This is a genomic window from Pantoea phytostimulans (assembly GCF_046118715.1).
GTDB lineage: Bacteria > Pseudomonadota > Gammaproteobacteria > Enterobacterales > Enterobacteriaceae > Pantoea > Pantoea phytostimulans.
Window position 1 is genome coordinate 238,178 of record NZ_CP173700.1, and the last position, 15,569, is coordinate 253,746.

Annotated in this window: 15 protein-coding genes; 2 read left to right on the top strand and 13 right to left on the bottom strand. The window is 51.2% G+C overall.

Translation table 11 applies throughout. From position 1 onward, the window contains the following. From ACF2G4_RS21715 to ACF2G4_RS21735, 5 genes are all read right to left on the bottom strand, one after another. The gene (locus ACF2G4_RS21715) at nt 1-762 is read right to left on the bottom strand and encodes a carboxymuconolactone decarboxylase family protein (RefSeq protein WP_409076245.1); all 762 of its coding nucleotides are present in this window, start codon (nt 760-762) and stop codon (nt 1-3) included. After that, nucleotides 740-1,219: a cupin domain-containing protein gene (locus ACF2G4_RS21720; protein WP_409076246.1), complete on the bottom strand. Its 480-nt coding sequence runs from the start codon at nt 1,217-1,219 to the stop codon at nt 740-742. The genes ACF2G4_RS21715 and ACF2G4_RS21720 overlap by 23 nt, the downstream gene beginning before the upstream one ends. Nucleotides 1,220-1,320: 101 nt before the next feature. Further along, entirely contained in the window at nt 1,321-2,745 is a 1,425-nt protein-coding gene (locus tag ACF2G4_RS21725; RefSeq protein WP_409076247.1) for a heavy metal sensor histidine kinase, read from the bottom strand. A gap of 15 nt (nt 2,746-2,760) precedes the next feature. Continuing rightward, nucleotides 2,761-3,441, bottom strand: a complete 681-nt coding sequence (locus ACF2G4_RS21730; RefSeq protein WP_409076248.1) for a heavy metal response regulator transcription factor — start codon at nt 3,439-3,441, stop codon at nt 2,761-2,763. A gap of 14 nt (nt 3,442-3,455) precedes the next feature. Further along, nucleotides 3,456-4,622: an aldo/keto reductase gene (locus tag ACF2G4_RS21735; protein WP_409076249.1), complete on the bottom strand. Its 1,167-nt coding sequence runs from the start codon at nt 4,620-4,622 to the stop codon at nt 3,456-3,458. 252 nt (nt 4,623-4,874) lie between these two features. On the opposite strand from ACF2G4_RS21735, the gene ACF2G4_RS21740 reads away from it, so the two are divergent. Both ACF2G4_RS21740 and ACF2G4_RS21745 read left to right on the top strand, forming a co-directional pair. Further along, on the top strand, nt 4,875-5,924 hold the full coding sequence (locus ACF2G4_RS21740) for an alpha/beta hydrolase (protein ID WP_409076250.1): 1,050 nt from the start codon (nt 4,875-4,877) through the stop codon (nt 5,922-5,924). 270 nt (nt 5,925-6,194) lie between these two features. Next, nucleotides 6,195-6,875, top strand: coding sequence for a nitroreductase (locus ACF2G4_RS21745; RefSeq protein ID WP_409076251.1), 681 nt, complete (start codon nt 6,195-6,197; stop codon nt 6,873-6,875). A gap of 7 nt (nt 6,876-6,882) precedes the next feature. Here the strand turns inward: ACF2G4_RS21745 and ACF2G4_RS21750 are convergent, their stop codons facing one another. From ACF2G4_RS21750 to ACF2G4_RS21785, 8 genes are all read right to left on the bottom strand, one after another. After that, on the bottom strand, nt 6,883-8,085 hold the full coding sequence (locus tag ACF2G4_RS21750; protein WP_409076252.1) for a multidrug effflux MFS transporter: 1,203 nt from the start codon (nt 8,083-8,085) through the stop codon (nt 6,883-6,885). A 394-nt stretch (nt 8,086-8,479) separates the two neighbouring features. Next, nucleotides 8,480-8,881 (bottom strand): DUF4174 domain-containing protein, encoded by a 402-nt coding sequence (locus tag ACF2G4_RS21755; RefSeq protein ID WP_409076253.1) that lies wholly within the window; start codon nt 8,879-8,881, stop codon nt 8,480-8,482. A 506-nt stretch (nt 8,882-9,387) separates the two neighbouring features. Continuing rightward, on the bottom strand, nt 9,388-10,773 hold the full coding sequence (locus ACF2G4_RS21760) for an amidohydrolase family protein (protein ID WP_409076254.1): 1,386 nt from the start codon (nt 10,771-10,773) through the stop codon (nt 9,388-9,390). Then, nucleotides 10,773-11,543, bottom strand: a complete 771-nt coding sequence (locus ACF2G4_RS21765; protein ID WP_215844785.1) for a cysteine hydrolase family protein — start codon at nt 11,541-11,543, stop codon at nt 10,773-10,775. Before ACF2G4_RS21765 ends, ACF2G4_RS21760 begins: the two co-directional genes overlap by 1 nt. Before the next feature lies 1 nt (nt 11,544). Continuing rightward, entirely contained in the window at nt 11,545-11,967 is a 423-nt protein-coding gene (locus tag ACF2G4_RS21770) for a cupin domain-containing protein (RefSeq protein WP_409076255.1), read from the bottom strand. A 3-nt stretch (nt 11,968-11,970) separates the two neighbouring features. After that, on the bottom strand, nt 11,971-12,909 hold the full coding sequence (locus tag ACF2G4_RS21775) for an ABC transporter permease (protein ID WP_409076256.1): 939 nt from the start codon (nt 12,907-12,909) through the stop codon (nt 11,971-11,973). Beyond that, nucleotides 12,906-14,024, bottom strand: a complete 1,119-nt coding sequence (locus ACF2G4_RS21780) for an ABC transporter permease (protein ID WP_409076257.1) — start codon at nt 14,022-14,024, stop codon at nt 12,906-12,908. The genes ACF2G4_RS21775 and ACF2G4_RS21780 overlap by 4 nt, the downstream gene beginning before the upstream one ends. Then, the gene (locus ACF2G4_RS21785; protein ID WP_409076258.1) at nt 14,005-15,558 is read right to left on the bottom strand and encodes an ABC transporter ATP-binding protein; all 1,554 of its coding nucleotides are present in this window, start codon (nt 15,556-15,558) and stop codon (nt 14,005-14,007) included. Before ACF2G4_RS21785 ends, ACF2G4_RS21780 begins: the two co-directional genes overlap by 20 nt. Nucleotides 15,559-15,569 lie beyond the last annotated feature (11 nt).

Consider the following 15,569-nt stretch of genomic DNA (forward strand, 5'->3'; position numbering starts at 1 on the left):
CTAGTTGTTCGTCAACGCCTGCTGCAATGCATTTTCAGCCCGCATGGCTGCATCTTTTTCACCCTGTTCGCGCAGAATCTGTGCCAGCTGGCGCAACTGTGGTGCCGTCAGGCCGACCCGCATGCTTGCACGCGTATGCGATAACAGTTGTGCTTCAACGCCTGGAGTGGCTGCTAATGCACCGACCGTTGCCAGCTCACGGCTCTGCCAGTCGAGGTTATCGCGGGAAAAAATATCGCCGAACAGATGCGTTTGCAGAAATTGATTAATAACCGGTGCAAAATCAAAAAGTGGCCCCTGTACTGGCGCACCTGAGATTTTTGTCTGGTTTGCAGTGCCGACACGACGGAGTTCATCGCCGACAGGAACCGGGGATACGGGCTCTTTACCCTCAACGTCTTTGATGCCACGTTGTTTACGCGCTTCGACGACTTTCATCAGTTCATTAAGCGCGTTCAGGCTGCGAGGGAAGCCCGTATAGGCATAGAGCTGGACAAGAATTTCCTTGGCTTCGTTGATGGTGAGTCCGCCGTCCAGCCCCTGATTCAGCGCACTGTTCAGCTTATCCATCTGACTGCTTGCCATATATGCCGCAATCAAAGGGATTGCCTGCTGGCGAGCAGACAACGTGTCTGAAACGGTTTGTTCCTGATTCATTCCTGTGGCTCCTTTTGTCACTGGCGCAGCATTCACCGTGAGACTAAAACCAAAGGTCAGCAGTACCGCTGCCGTTAATGCCTTAATGGGCGTGGTATTGTTCATCTGTCACCTTCTCCATCCAGTTAACGCTTTTGCCATCCACAACGCCGGTTATTGCCAGATGCGTCATTGCGCTACCTGCCGCAGCACCATGCCAGTGTCTGACTCCCGGTGGGCAAGAAACGACATCACCAGGGCGGATTGCCTGCACCGGCTGACCTTCCTGCTGCGTGAGCCCTGTACCGGAGGTCACGATAAGCCGCTGGCCTGCCGGGTGAGTATGCCAGGCGGAGCGAGCACCCGGCTCAAACGTGACATAAGCACCTGAAACAGTAATGTCATTATCGGGCTTGAAAAGAGGATCAACCCGGACGCGGCCGGTAAAATTTTCTGCTGGCCCGTAAACGGCGTTCTGACTTCCGGCGGGGGCAATAGGGACAGTGATATTTTGCTCCGCTGCCCAGGATGAAAAAGTAAAAAGGGGGAGCAACAGCCCGAGGTAACGTAAATGTCGAGTCATGCAAAGCGTCCTTATCGTTGGATGGGAATAGCCTGCGATGATTCTAACGAGGGTGACATGTCGTCAGGCTGACGACCTCCTGACAATTGTGTCAGTTAACCTTATTCCCGGCGTCCCGGCGTCCCGGCGCGCGCACTGCTGCCTTCGTTATCCGGTTGCATTGCAAAGGTCAGTCCAAAGGTATTGACGCCTTCTTCGCTTCGCGCAAAGACTTCTCCCCGATGCATAATGGCAACGGCACGTACGATTGATAAACCCAGCCCATGATGAGTATCACTCCTGGCTCTGGAAGCGTCGACGCGATAAAAACGTTCGAAAAGCCGATGTAAATGCCCTGCCGCGATGGGTTTGCCCGGATTAGACACCTCAACACAAGCATGATTACTCGTTTCGCTTAACCGAACGGTAACCGTACTTTTGAATGGCGAATGTCTCGCGCTATTTTCCAGTAAATTGGCAAGTGAACGGTGAAACAACCGCCGGTCAATATGAGCCGTCACATCGCCCTCGACATCCAGCGAAAGCTGCTTTTCAGCGAAGGAAGGCTCTACATATTCCGCGGTTTTAAGGGTTTCTTCGCGCAGAGAAACCTGCGTAAGCTGGGAAGCGTGTTCACCTGCGTGAGCATGGGACAGAAAGAGCATGTCGTTCACGATTGACGTCATACGCTCTAGCTCTTCGAGATTTGAACCCAGTAATTCTTCAAGTTCATCATGCGAACGTCGACGTGACAGTCCCAATTGCGTTTGGCCAATCAGGTTAGTCAGTGGTGTGCGGAGTTCATGGGCGACATCTGCGTTAAAGCTTTCGAGTTGACGCCAGGCTATCTCCTGACGTTCCAGCACACCATTAAAAGATGAGGCGAGTTGCTGTAATTCTTCTGGTAATGCAGTGGTATTAAGGCGTTGACCGTGGTCTCCCGGCGCGAGTTGCTGCGCCTGTTTACTGAGTGTCCCTACCGGGCGTAGACCAATCCTGGAAACCATATAGCCCAGCAAAGCGACGATAAACACACCCAAGGCGGCAATAATCAGCAGGGAGTGCGTAAACGCATCGAGTGTGCCCATATACGGAGTCGAGTCGATGGCAACCACATAGCGCAACTCAGGTCTTTCGCCGTTTGCAGGGATCGTTTTCACCAACAAGAAAAGTGAGCATGCACCCTCGGATGCACCGGGCATTTTATTAAAACCTTCCTGCAAAGATGACCACTGAACACCTACAGGCGGTGTTCCGCCAACGCTAAAACGTGGGTTATCGCTCACTATCCAATAGCGAACACGCTCGCCTTCTGAATTGGTCAAAACAGTAAATTTATTGGCAAGCGTAGACCAGCCCTGAGATGAGGTTCGTGCGGTGATCCACGGGCTCATTAATGATTCCCGGAAAAGCAGCTCATTGTGCATCTGTTTTTGTAGGGAATCATGGAGTGAACTTCGTAGCAGAATACCGATAACGGACACTATCAGAAGAGCGGATAAAGCAAACATGAGTGCCAGATGGACTGAGATGGAACGCTTAAGCATGCTTATCCCCTTCATTTATTCTGACCTGACTTCGAGAACGTACCCCATACCGCGTACGGTATGCAGCAATTTAACCTCGAACGGCGCATCGATTTTGACGCGCAGGCGTTTAATGGCGACTTCAACCACATTGGCATCGCTGTCAAAATTCATGTCCCAAATTTGCTCAGCAATCATCATCTTTGACAGAATCTCTCCCTGATGACGGGCAAGAAGGCTCAACAGAGAAAACTCTTTTGCGGTCAATTCCAGTCGTGATCCAGCCCGAAATACCCGGCGAGCAAGCAAATCGAGATTCAGATCGTGAATTTTCAGCTGCGTAATATCTGCTCCATCCGTCGTGCGGCGACGTACCAGCGCCTGAATGCGAGCCACCAGTTCAATGAGTGAAAAGGGTTTGGGCAGATAGTCATCTGCGCCAAGGCGAAGCCCTTTGACGCGTTCGTCAACCGATCCCCGTGCCGAAAGCATCAGCACAGGAGTCTGTTTAGTCGCCCGCACACCTTCGAGAACCCGGTAGCCATCCATTCCCGGTAACATCACATCAAGGATTATCGCGTCGTAGTCGAATTCCAGCGCGTAATGAAGACCTTCAGATCCATCAGCAGAGACATCCACCGTAAATCCGGATTCACCCAGCGCACGGCTGAGATAGGTTGACGTTTTTTCTTCATCCTCAACTAACAACAGACGCATAACGAGATTTCCTCTTAACTTTTCAATGGTGCTTCAACATCTGAATAAACCTGTACAGCATCTGGCAACCGTTGACCCTGGATAGTGATAGCGTCAAGTGAGCGAGTAAGCTCAGTCATTTCGGCGGGAGTCAGCGAGACGCCTGTAGCGGCCGTATTTTGCAGCATATGGTCTTTGTTTGTGGTGCCGGGGATCGGGACAATCCAGGGTTTGCGAGCCAGTAACCATGCCAGAGCAATCTGGCCCGGTACGGCATTTTTTCTTATTGCCCAGGTTTTGAGCAATTCAACTAGCTGTAAGTTGTGCGGTAGATTATCGGGCGAGAAGCGAGTCTCTGTCGCGCGGAAATCACCGGCAGCGAATCGTGTCTTCTCATCAATCCAGCCCGTTAAAAACTGCACGCCTAATGGGCTCCATGGTACAAACCCAATTCCCAGCTCTTCGCATAGTGGAAGCACATGCTTTTCTGGCCCCCGCCAGAGCAGTGAATATTCGCTTTGTACGGCTGTTACAGGTAATGCCGCATGAGCCCGTCTTAAGGTATTTGTCCCCATCTCTGACAGACCCCAATGCAGGACTTTTCCCTGATCCATGAGATCCTTAATTACGCCTGCGACATCTTCGATCGGAATCTGAGGGTCAACCCGGTGCTGATACAGTAAATCAATGCGATTGGTACGTAGGCGCTTAAGCATATTTTCGACGACCAGTCGGATATGTTCCGGTCTGCTGTTGAGGCCCGGCAGGCGTTTGCCTGTCTGCTGATCAATATTCCAGCCAAACTTAGTGGCGATAACGATTTTGTCCCGGAACGGGGCGACGCCTTCCCCGAGTATTTTTTCTACCTCAAAGGGACCGTAGGCTTCAGCAGCGTCAAAAAACGTGACACCCTCATCAAAAGCTCGGTGGATAATGCTCACCATCTCTGGACGCCATGGAACAGAAGTGTCGTATTTACGGCTCATGTTCTGAACACCGAGTCCCACCGCGGAGACTTCCAGCTTCCCAAGCTTGCGCTTGCCCGGCGCAGCAGGACGCTGGGAGCTTTTTCTCGATGGATCGACCTGAGAGGATTTCCCAGCGGCCATTGCGTGGGGGATCAGTGAAGCGGTGGCGATACCCGCACCGGCCACTAATAGTTTACGTCGTCCAGGCATCGCAGGGTTGTTTTGACTTTTCATTGATCACTCCTTTTCTCAGCAAATTGAACATGAACCTCATTGAATCTGACAGCATTCTGCTCCTTGATTGCCAACATAAAGCTGACAGCTACCTGACAGAGCCGTCAGAAAACGCTGCCTGCCACATAACCGCTTCCTGACAAAAACGTTATTTACCTGTCACGATGCTGACAGCTCTCTTCCCCTAATCTGTGCCCGTATATTTGCTACCAGAAGCCTGCATAGCCAGGCTGACATTTATCGGGAGATACTATGAAATTCGTGCTTATAAACGTAATGTTGATAACGGCCATGGCCGGAGCCACCTCAGTCAATGCGGCAGATTACAAAAAAAATCCGTTTACACTCGTCTACGACAGTGCCATCACCGAGAATGTCAAAAACAAGGTCAACATCCATCCGGTTAAATACGATCTTAGTGGCATTCAGATTGCTGCAAATGTCTATACGCCAGCCAACTACGATCCCGCGAAAAAATACCCCGCAGTTGTAGTCGCACATCCTAATGGTGGCGTTAAAGAGCAGGTCGCCGGGTTGTATGCTCAGCGACTCGCCGAGCATGGTTACATCACCATTACCGCCGATGCGGCCTATCAAGGGGGTAGCGGTGGTATGCCTCGTAGTGTTGATAAACCCGCTAACCGCATTGAGGATATCCACGGTATGGCTGATTACATCAGTCAATACCCGGGGGTTGATACTTCCCGCCTCGGTCTACTTGGAATCTGCGGAGGGGGTGGGTATTCCCTTGTTGCAGCTGAAACAGATAAACGGTTCAAATCGATTGCAACCATCAGCATGTTTAATTCAGGTCTTGTGCGCCGTAATGGTATGCAGGATTCACAGCTGGACACTATCCAGCAGCGTCTTCAGCAGGCTTCTGACGCGCGTGCTCAGGAAGCAGCCGGAGGCGAAGTGCTTTACTCCGGTGATGCCAACCTGACCGACGAACAGATCGCTAAATTACCTTTTGCCTTATATCGACAGGGTTACGAGTACTACTGGAAAACCCACGCACACCCAAACTCAACTTTTAAGTACACCACAAGCAGTTTGTTGGATTTGATGAGTTTTGATGTGACTGACCATATCAAGCTTATTAACAAACCGCTGCTCATGATTGCCGGTACAAAAGCTGATACGTTGTATATGACTGAAGATGCATTCGCTAAAGCCACCGGTACGAAGAATAAAGAACTCTTCCTGATCGACGGCGCTACCCATATCGAAACCTATTGGGTTTCTCGTTACGTTGACCAGGCAATGCAAAAGCTGGACGTTTTCTTCGATAAGAATATTTAACCCGTCTCCGACAATACCCCAGCCAGCCGGGCTATTATCGCCCCCTGGCTGTATCCATTGCCCGCTTGATTTTTACAGCGCTTATTAGCTCGATATGCTCAGATTAACTAAGTTGGCGTTAAAGATAATTACGCACATTGAATAGGCGCTATGAATGAAATTCATAGACCTAATCATGTGCAAGGAATGATAACCAGGCGCCTGATGTGACAGGATGAATGATGAGAGAGTGATGAATCCCATCAAGATCAGTTTTAGACGGAGGAGCAGATGAGTTCGCGAGAACCTTCATTCCATGAAGTTGTAAAAAACAGACACTCGGCAAGAGCCTTTCTTCCATCGCCTATTCCCAACGATGTTCTCTATGACATTTTGCATGAAGCGCAATGCGCACCATCAAATTGCAACACTCAACCCTGGTCCCTGCATATCGTAGCGGGGGAAAAGCTTAACGAATTAAGTCATGCACTGACTACAGATCTAAAGGTCGGAAGCTACTGTCTTGATTTTACTTTCGATAAAGAAGCCTATCCCAATCCGTTCAGGCAACGAGCTTCAGAGCAGGGGAGATCGTACTACCAGGCACTGGGAGTTGCGCGTGGTGATAATTTGAGTCGTTCAGAAGTGGTCGAACGCAACGTTAAGTTTTTCGGAGCACCCCATGTAGCCCTATTGTTCATTCCTGCTGTAGGGGACAACGTTCGCGTTGCCTCCGATGCCGGTATGTATGCACAAACATTCCTTCTTTCACTGGAGGCTCGCGGCTATGCCGGAGTACCGCAGGCAGTACTGAGTTACTTTGCGCAAACGGTGCGCCGGATCCTAAATATACCGGAGAATTTCAAGCTGCTTTACGGCATTTCGTTTGGTATTCCAGACAAAAACCATCCCTCTCTGAGTTACAGGGAAGGACGGGTTTTTGTTGAAGATAGTGTCATCTGGCATCGATAAATAAGCGCTATTTTTTTACCTGAACAGTCAGTGCCATCAGAGCACTGGCTGCCGTAAACACGGCAATGATCCAGCTCATTGTCCATGGCGTGCCATCACTAAATAGTGCCAGGAGCAGCGAAGAGATAATGCCGCTTCCGTATTGCAACGCGCCCATTAGCGCCGATGCTGAACCTGCAACATTAGGTACAGCGTCCAGGGCACAAGCCGTAGACGTTGCAGCAATGATGCCATTCATGGAGAAAAACACGAATACGGTTCCCACGATCACGGTAATTCCGCCAACGTTTAACGCAGTTGTGATAGCAAGTGCTAATGCGCTCAGGGTTGCGACGAAGACAGCAATCCTGAGTAACACTTCCAGTGGATAACGATGGACCAGGCGTCTGTTAACCATACTTACCACCATCAATCCAACAACGTTTACTGCAAATAGCCAACCGTAATGCTGCGGATCAACGCCGAAGTACGTGATGTAAACAAACGGTGAGCCGGTAATAAAGGCATAGGCAGCAACGTAGTAGAACGTCAGGCATAGCGTAAAACGCATGTAACTGGCGTTGGCCAGTAATGCGTAATAATTACGAAAAGCACCGGTCACGGAAGCGTGTGAGCGTTTTTCTTCAGGTAGTGTTTCCGGTAGCCAGAATAACGATATCAGCATGACTGTTCCGATAATCGCCAGCAGCCAGAAAATGGCGTGCCACGATGTGACTCTAATCATTTGTCCGCCAATCAGCGGACCAGCAATCGGCGCGATTGCCATGATGATCATGAGGGTCGAAAGCATTTGTGCTGCGCGAGTACGACTGAAAAGATCGCGGATCATTGCCCGCGCCAGCATCGGACCGGTACAGGCGCCTAAAGCCTGAAAAACGCGCCAGAAAATTATTTCTACGATATCTGTAGATAACGCACAACCTACCGAGCCTATAACAAATAATCCCAAACCGATGAACAGCGGCAGACGTCGCCCGAAACGATCGCTAATCGGTCCCCAAATAAGCTGTGCAATGCAAAAACCAATGAGAAAACCTGTGATTGTCAGTTCTGCATCGCCTTGTAAATCTTTTGCCATGATGGGCATAGCAGGAAGATAGATATCGGTTGATAGGGAGGTAACAGCCATCAAAGCACTAAGAATAAGTACAAAAGAAAGACCGTTTTTTTTAACTGTCGCTGGCTGTGTTTGAGCCTGTAGGTTAAGCATGGTGATCCGTCAGGACATAAAGAGATAGACGCATGTTAACGGGTTTATTCTGACAAATAATGGTAAGCAGAGGCATAGGTCCTATGAATGATATTCATCAATGTTATGAATTTTCAAGCCTGTGAAAGTCTGGTGGCACAAGAGCCTGCATCAGAGCGACTCAATAGTCATTACCCGCTTAACAACGCTTATGTCCTCTTCTCGTTCTTGGCAGACATCGTGACATGCAGTTAACGGGGGTTTTGCAAAGGCAGCAATCACCAAGATAACGGGAAAAACGGATGGGCCTAAGTCATTGTTCATAGAAGCCACACCTTTACTTGGTAGTCAGACCAAATAATTTACTCTTATCATGATTGTATTTTATTAACCTTTTCCTGCTTCGTGTGGCACATCAGTCCAGATTGGCCTTACGCATCGGCATTCTGTCAATGGTGGAGAGCAAATCCTCTGAACTTATCGGTTTTGTTTCCCGTATTTTCATACCGCCATCTTTGCCAATAAGCACAACTTCAAACCCGGTGGGTTTTAGTTGAGCGCGTAGATGTCCTTTTGATGCAGGGGAAGTGTCGCTCAGTACGATAATATCGCGATCGGCTAGCTCAGCCTTGCTCTTTTCCAGCATCGCCATTTGGTGAACATAATTCAGATCTGTCTCCGAAGGGGCAAAGATCACAACGGGCCGACAATGCCACTGATACTGATTCAGACTGGTGGTTTCAGGCATTAAAGTACGAAACAGAGTGATGTCAGCCGCCTGAGAAGCCGTGCACAACAGCAGAAATAATGTGGCCATGAGTTGGCATGAAGTCCGAAGAATGCCACGCCGGAAGTGACGATAAGGGTGGGAAGGTGCCGATAAGAATAATTTGATGCGCCGCATTGCGTTTCTCTCCCAGCCTGAACAAGCCGTTTATTAAGATGACGAAGCGTCATGATTTTAAATGAACGGTGCTGTAACAAGGCTAGTGGAATTTTAATGGCCTGGCCGCATATTTACGAATTGGGCCAGTTGAGGTGGAAGGACAAACTATTACCAACTCTCCCGTTCTTATTTCATGTTATTAAGAACGGGAGAATGTCTGTTTACCCTTTCCCCGAGATGAATAAACCAGGTGTTGTTCAGGGACGACCGGCATCAACCCTAGCCTGCCACTGCTGAACGCTGGGTCTTGCCAACATCCTGGCGTGGCAGTCACATAATACGACGCACTCTGCCGGGACGGGAAATTTCACTAACGTCGAAAAATCATGCCGCCGATGACGGCAATGTCAGCCACTGAGAACTAGTCACCGGCAACGCTAGAATGCGGATGAGCGCCATTGGCGTTGCTTGTTGTTGCCGGTACGTACCGCCAGAGAATGCGCTGCCCGTTGTGAACGCGCCATGACTTCTCTCTGATCAAGATGCGTGAATTCTCCGTCTCGCAATAGCCATTTACCATCAACAAAGACATCACAGACTTCATGCCCCAGAGCAGAATAAACAAGAGATGAGACCGGATGATGGATGGGTGTCATTGCCGGATGACGCGTATCGACAATGACAACATCAGCACGCTTGCCAGGTTCAAGTGAGCCGACAAGATGATCAAGACCAATTGCACGCGCCCCATCAATGGTTGCCATTTCCAGCACCTTTTCAGCGGTCATGATGGTGGGATCGCGATGGACTCCTTTTTGCATCAAAGCGGCGACTTTCATGGCCTGAAACAGGCTGTGATTATTGCTGCTGGCAGGACCATCTGAACCTAAACCCACGGTTAAACCCGCCGCCAGCATTTCCGGGATGGGCGGCACGCCAGATGCGAGATAAAGGTTGCTGCAAGGATTGTGTGAAACGCGAGTGTCATGATGTTTTAAGGCGCGGATATCGCGGGAGCTGCACTGCACACAATGAACCGCCAGCACATCGGAACCAAGAAAACCAATTTCGCTGAGAAATTCAGTATCTGTTGCCTGAAAGCGCAGCTTTGCCTGTTCGATTTCGAAGTCAGTTTCGGCCACATGGGTGGTGATCATAACGCCTGTTTCATCTGCCAGCTTGCGCGTCCCTCTCAGCACCTTTTCATCCAGTGCCCAAATCATACTGGGCGCAATACCGACTTTTACGCGTCCATCAGGGCGATGGTATTTGTGGATCACTGCCCGGGCATCTACCAACGCCTGTTCCGGCGTTTCAATCAATTCTGTCGGGATGCCATGTTCAGCACCGCTGGTGAGGAAACCTCGGCAAACATGTCCACGTATTCCACTGATTTCGAATGCTTCAATGACTTTCGCCGTCAGGCCCGGTTTGGGATGCGCGTACATAAAATCAACCAGTGATGTCACGCCGGAGCGCAGCGATTCAATGCAACCATGCAGCGCGGCAGCGAAAACGTCCTCTTCAGTGAGCGCAACAGCACTCGGACCCGTCATGCAGGTAAACCACTTTTTGAGCACCATATCATCACCCAATCCCTTCAACAGGGTTTGAAACAGATGCGTATGGGTATTGACCATGCCCGGCATGATAATGCGTTCACGGCAATCAACGGTTTCTGCTTCTGGATAGGCTTTTGCCAGCGCTGTCCGTGTTCCAATCGCACTGATCCTGTCATCTTCAATCACCAGACTGGCTTGTTCTAAGATTTCACGCTGCGGGTTCATGGTGATGATCCAGCCATCAGCAAGCAAGTAGCTCATTAATCTGCCTTAAGTTGGTGAAGGATTTCAGTGGAGTTGACCACGAAGCCAAAGCACTGCTGCACATTGTAAAGCGTTGCATCACGGCAATAGTCCGGGGAGGTGGTAGCGCTGCAATCTTCTAGCAGCAGACAGTCATAACCGCGGAAATTGGCGTCCTGTAACGTACAGAGCACGCACTGATCGACATTGACGCCAGCGAACAGCAGCGTAGTGACGTCCAGATTACGCAAGATGCTATCGAGTTCGGTATCCTGAAAGCCGGACATGCGGTACTTGTTTACGTGAATATCATCTTCACTGGGCTTCAGTTCATCAACCACTGCCGCTGCCCAACTGCCCGCTTCCAATACAGGTGCACCAGAAATCGGGAGCGGATCGCCCAGCCCAATGCCGTCGCCTTGTGGGTTGTAGACGTGAAGCAGGGCGGGGCTCAGATTCAATTTGTCCGGCCGGTTGCCCCAGTTAAGCCAAATGATCGGGACATCAGCCTCTCTTAACGTCGGAAGTAACTGTTGCAGCGGCGAAATCGGCGCGCGGGCGGGATTGATATCAACGCCCAGGTTGCCCAGCCAGCCATCGGGATGACAAAAATCATTCTGCATATCCACCACCACCAGTGCGCTGCGGTTTAGATCGATAATCACAGAACGATTACGCGTCTCAAGCGTAGCGGATCGCGATTGTCTTGTGGGCCGAAGCGTATCGACCACCTCCGGCGAGACCCGCCACTGGTTTTGTTGGGTGCTGCCTAATACATACGCTGGCATATTACTCTCCCGACAACACGGATAAATCTTCTGCATCCAGCGTGACTGACTCACCGCTTCGGATGAGCTCTGAAAATCCTTCGTTGGGTGTCATCACCGTTAGCGTATACAGTTTTCCTGTACCCGTGTTGCGAATGGCGTGATCGTTGCCTGGGTGAAGTAACAGCGAGTCGCCTTTTTTGATCGTTACCTCCTTATCGTTACAGCGGGCAATCCCTTCACCGTGCAGCACATAAAAAAATTCGTGGGCAGTTGCATGTTCGTTTGGGGGGGTCGCGCCGCCAACATTAAAAATTTCGACGACAAAAATATTCTCAATATCGTCCAGGGGCTTATCGAACAGGATGGCAAAATAATTACTGCTGTCAGCACTGATACGGAATGCCTGAACATCTGCGATATTGTTAAAACGAAATTTTTTCATGTTTTATTCCTTACGATATGGCTGGGTTAACGCGCTGGGTTGTAGCGTGCGGCCTACCACGCCAGACATGGCCAAAATGGTCAGCAAATAGGGCAGGGCGAGCAGAAGTTGGGGTGGCAGCGTGTTTTCAAACAGTTGTAGTGACAACTGCAGTGCATCTGCTGCCCCGAAGATAAATGCAGCGACCATCGCCTTGAGTGGATTCCAGCGGCCAAATATCACAATGGCCAGCGCGATAAAACCTTGCCCGCTAACGATGTTGTCGCGAAACAAACCAATTTGCGCGGTAACCAGATAGCCGCCCGCCAGTCCGGCACCCACGCAGGAAAACAGCACACCCCAGGTGCGGATTTTCAACACATTAAGACCCGCAGCGTGCGCAGCACGAGGATTTTCTCCCACGGCCCGTAAAGAGAGGCCAAAGCGGGTATGGAACAGGCCATAGTGCGCCACTACCGCCAGTATCAATGTCAGATAAAACGGCAGCGGCTGCTGAAATAAGATCGGGCCGATAAACGGCAATGACGAAAGTAGCGGTATATGCCAGGGTTCGAGCATCGGAATCGTCGGCGATGAGGCCGTACCCATAATCAGCGCGTAGATCCAAGTCGCGAGACCCGCAGCGAAAATATTGAAGACTATGCCAACCACAATCTGGCTGGCATGGGCGCGTAAATAGAGGGCGGCAAGCACGCAACCGACGATGAGTCCGCCTACGCCGCCTGCGATAAAACCGAGTGCGGTCGAGCCGCTGGCGACAGCCGTCATATAGCTGGTCAATGCGCCCATTAAAATGGTGCCTTCAATACCAATGTTTAATACGCCAGACCGTTCGGCATAGATTTCTCCCAGTGCGGCCAGCAGCACTGGCCCGGCAAGGCGAATTGCCGCAGCCAGCCAGCTGATAAAAAATGCCGTATCGAGGTTTGCCAATGCGCTCATGATTTATCCTCCGCGAGCTGACAACGTCGCTTATTCAGGCCGGGTATGCGCAATCGGTAATAGCGCAACATATCGCCTGCCAAAATCAGTAACACCACCAGACTTTGCAGGATCAGTACCACCGAGGTGGGTAAACCGGTTTGCCGCTGCATTGCGCTACCGCCAACTTCGAGACCGCCATAAAGAATGGCTGTGGGAATCACCAATAAGGGATTTAGTCGTGCCAACAGAGCCACAACGACGCCAATAAATCCGACCCCGCCAGAGATGCCTTCCATTAATCGGTGTTGAACGCCGAGTACGGCGCAAAGACCGGCCAATGCCGCCAGGCCACCGCCAAGGAAAATGGCACCCATTTGACGACGATTTACATCAATGCCGCCATATCGGGCTGCGCGAAGATTAAGGCCAGCCACTTTTATCTCATAACCGGCAGGCGTCGCGCGCAAGAGCCAAAACACAAACAGCGTGGCGACCAGCGCAATAGCAATGCCCCAGTGGGCGCGCATACCGCTCATCACGAAGGGCAGCCAGCTCTCCACCGGCAGGCGTGGGGTCTGTGGCAAATCCCCTGGCGCGCGCATTGGCCCAGAGACCAGATACTGCACAATAAATACCGCCACATAATTGGCCATCAGCGAGATCAGTACATCATTTCCGCCAAAGCGTACGCGCAAGGCGCCCACCCAACCGGCCCAGATTGCGCCGGCCAGAAAGGCGGCGAGCAACACCAGTGGCCAGTAGAGCAATGGGGGGATAAACCAGGGAAAGCCCTGTGGCGTGCCCGCTAATGCAATCCAACTTGCAGCAGTGGCGCCCATAAGAAAGCAGCCTTCAAATCCGATATAACCCAAACCTGCACGCCAAACCACAATGGTGGCCAAGGCGATCAGTATGAGCGGTGTGGCTTGCACCGTGCTGAGGCCAATGCTGCGTAGTGAGCCAAATGCCTCATCAAACAGAAAGCTATAGGCCGCCAGCGGGTTGCCGCCGAAGGGGATAAACAGCAGCCCGGCAATGACAAAAGCGGCAAAAATGCCGCAAAAGCTGGTCAGCATGACTGCGGAGGTTGATTCAGCCGGGGCGAGACGACGCTCAAGCAGCTTCTTCATCATTGCCCTCTTTATTAGCCAGATGCGCGCCCGCCATCAGCGCGCCGATTTGTTCTGGTGTGGCGTCTGCGGCATTGAGTACACCCGCGATCTGGCCGTTGTACATCACGGCAATGCGGTCGGAAAGATTCATGATCTCTTCCAGCTCCGCTGAAATCATTAAAATGGCGCAGCCCCGATCACGTGCTGCAATCAGCCCTTGCCATACGCTTTCAATCGCCCCGACATCCAGCCCGCGAGTCGGCTGTTCAACCACCAGCAAACAGGGCTCACTCGCCACTTCTCGACCCAGGATCAGCTTCTGCAAATTGCCGCCGGATAATTTACCGGCCTCAAAATCGACGTCTGGTGTGCGTACCGCAAAACGCGCAATGATGTCGCGCGCATGTTGACTCATCCGTTGTCGATCCAGCAGCCAACCTCCCGCACGCGTGAAGCTGCGATGAGTGCCAAGCATGGCATTATCAGTGATAGAGAGCTCAGTCACTGAGCCGACACCCCGACGATCGGCCGGTATAAAACCCATTCCTTTATTGCGGCGTTCAGCGGGCGATGCATCACTGATATCTTCGCCGTTTAAACGAATATGGCCGGCTTCGATTTCTCGCAGATTAAGCAGCGCTTCGGCCAGTTCTGACTGTCCATTTCCGTCTACGCCAGCAACACCGAGAATTTCACCCGCTGCTACAGTCAGTGAAACGCGCCAGATTTTTGGTTGGCCGCTCGCATCACGCACGGCGATATTGTCAACATGCAGCACAGTGTTGCCCGGCTTGCACGGTTGCTTGTCTACTCGAAGCACTACATCGCGGCCCACCATTCGGCGAGCCAGATCGCGTTCCGATGTCTCTTCTATGGCTACGGAATCGACCATCTTTCCGCCCCGCATTACAGAGACGTGATCGGCGATTGCCATGATTTCATAGAGTTTATGGGTAACAATAACCACTGAGCGGCCCTCTGCGCACAGCGAGTGCAGCGTTGAAAACAGGCCCGCTTTTTCTTGTGGTGTCAGTACTGCGGTGGGTTCATCCAGGATCAACACTTGCGCGTCGCGGTAGAGCAGTTTAAGAATTTCAACACGCTGCTGTACGCCGATAGGAAGGTGTTGCACTTTTGCCCAAGGATCTATTGCCAGCCCATGCTTGTCCGACAACGCCTGCAAACGTTCTGCCGCCGCTTTCAAATTAAGTACGCCGCTGGTGTTTTCCTTCAGGCCCAGCACGACGTTCTCAACAACCGACATGGGTTGCACCAGCATAAATTCCTGATGCACCATACCGATACCACAGGCTATGGCGTCGCTGGGATCGCGAAAACTTACTGCTTTGCCATCCACCACTATCTCACCTTCATCTGGCTGATAAAGTCCGTACAGGATCTGCATTAAAGTGCTTTTTCCGGCGCCGTTCTCTCCCAACAGCGCATGGATTTCACCTTGCTTGATGCTGAGTGAAACATCGTCATTGGCGGTGACACGGGCAAAGCGTTTAGTAATGTGGTTAAGCGCGATCCGTATAGTAGCCGTTGCTGTCATGACACTATCCG

Coding starts and splice junctions, on each gene's coding strand:
- ACF2G4_RS21745 (WP_409076251.1), top strand. CDS start 6,195: ATGAGTTCGCGAGAACCTTCATTCCATGAAGTTGTAAAAAACAGACAC.
- ACF2G4_RS21770 (WP_409076255.1), bottom strand. CDS start 11,967: ATGAAAAAATTTCGTTTTAACAATATCGCAGATGTTCAGGCATTCCGT.
- ACF2G4_RS21780 (WP_409076257.1), bottom strand. CDS start 14,024: ATGATGAAGAAGCTGCTTGAGCGTCGTCTCGCCCCGGCTGAATCAACC.
- ACF2G4_RS21785 (WP_409076258.1), bottom strand. CDS start 15,558: ATGACAGCAACGGCTACTATACGGATCGCGCTTAACCACATTACTAAA.
- ACF2G4_RS21740 (WP_409076250.1), top strand. CDS start 4,875: ATGAAATTCGTGCTTATAAACGTAATGTTGATAACGGCCATGGCCGGA.
- ACF2G4_RS21715 (WP_409076245.1), bottom strand. CDS start 762: ATGAACAATACCACGCCCATTAAGGCATTAACGGCAGCGGTACTGCTG.
- ACF2G4_RS21755 (WP_409076253.1), bottom strand. CDS start 8,881: ATGGCCACATTATTTCTGCTGTTGTGCACGGCTTCTCAGGCGGCTGAC.
- ACF2G4_RS21760 (WP_409076254.1), bottom strand. CDS start 10,773: ATGAGCTACTTGCTTGCTGATGGCTGGATCATCACCATGAACCCGCAG.
- ACF2G4_RS21775 (WP_409076256.1), bottom strand. CDS start 12,909: ATGAGCGCATTGGCAAACCTCGATACGGCATTTTTTATCAGCTGGCTG.
- ACF2G4_RS21730 (WP_409076248.1), bottom strand. CDS start 3,441: ATGCGTCTGTTGTTAGTTGAGGATGAAGAAAAAACGTCAACCTATCTC.
- ACF2G4_RS21720 (WP_409076246.1), bottom strand. CDS start 1,219: ATGACTCGACATTTACGTTACCTCGGGCTGTTGCTCCCCCTTTTTACT.
- ACF2G4_RS21735 (WP_409076249.1), bottom strand. CDS start 4,622: ATGAAAAGTCAAAACAACCCTGCGATGCCTGGACGACGTAAACTATTA.
- ACF2G4_RS21725 (WP_409076247.1), bottom strand. CDS start 2,745: ATGCTTAAGCGTTCCATCTCAGTCCATCTGGCACTCATGTTTGCTTTA.
- ACF2G4_RS21750 (WP_409076252.1), bottom strand. CDS start 8,085: ATGCTTAACCTACAGGCTCAAACACAGCCAGCGACAGTTAAAAAAAAC.
- ACF2G4_RS21765 (WP_215844785.1), bottom strand. CDS start 11,543: ATGCCAGCGTATGTATTAGGCAGCACCCAACAAAACCAGTGGCGGGTC.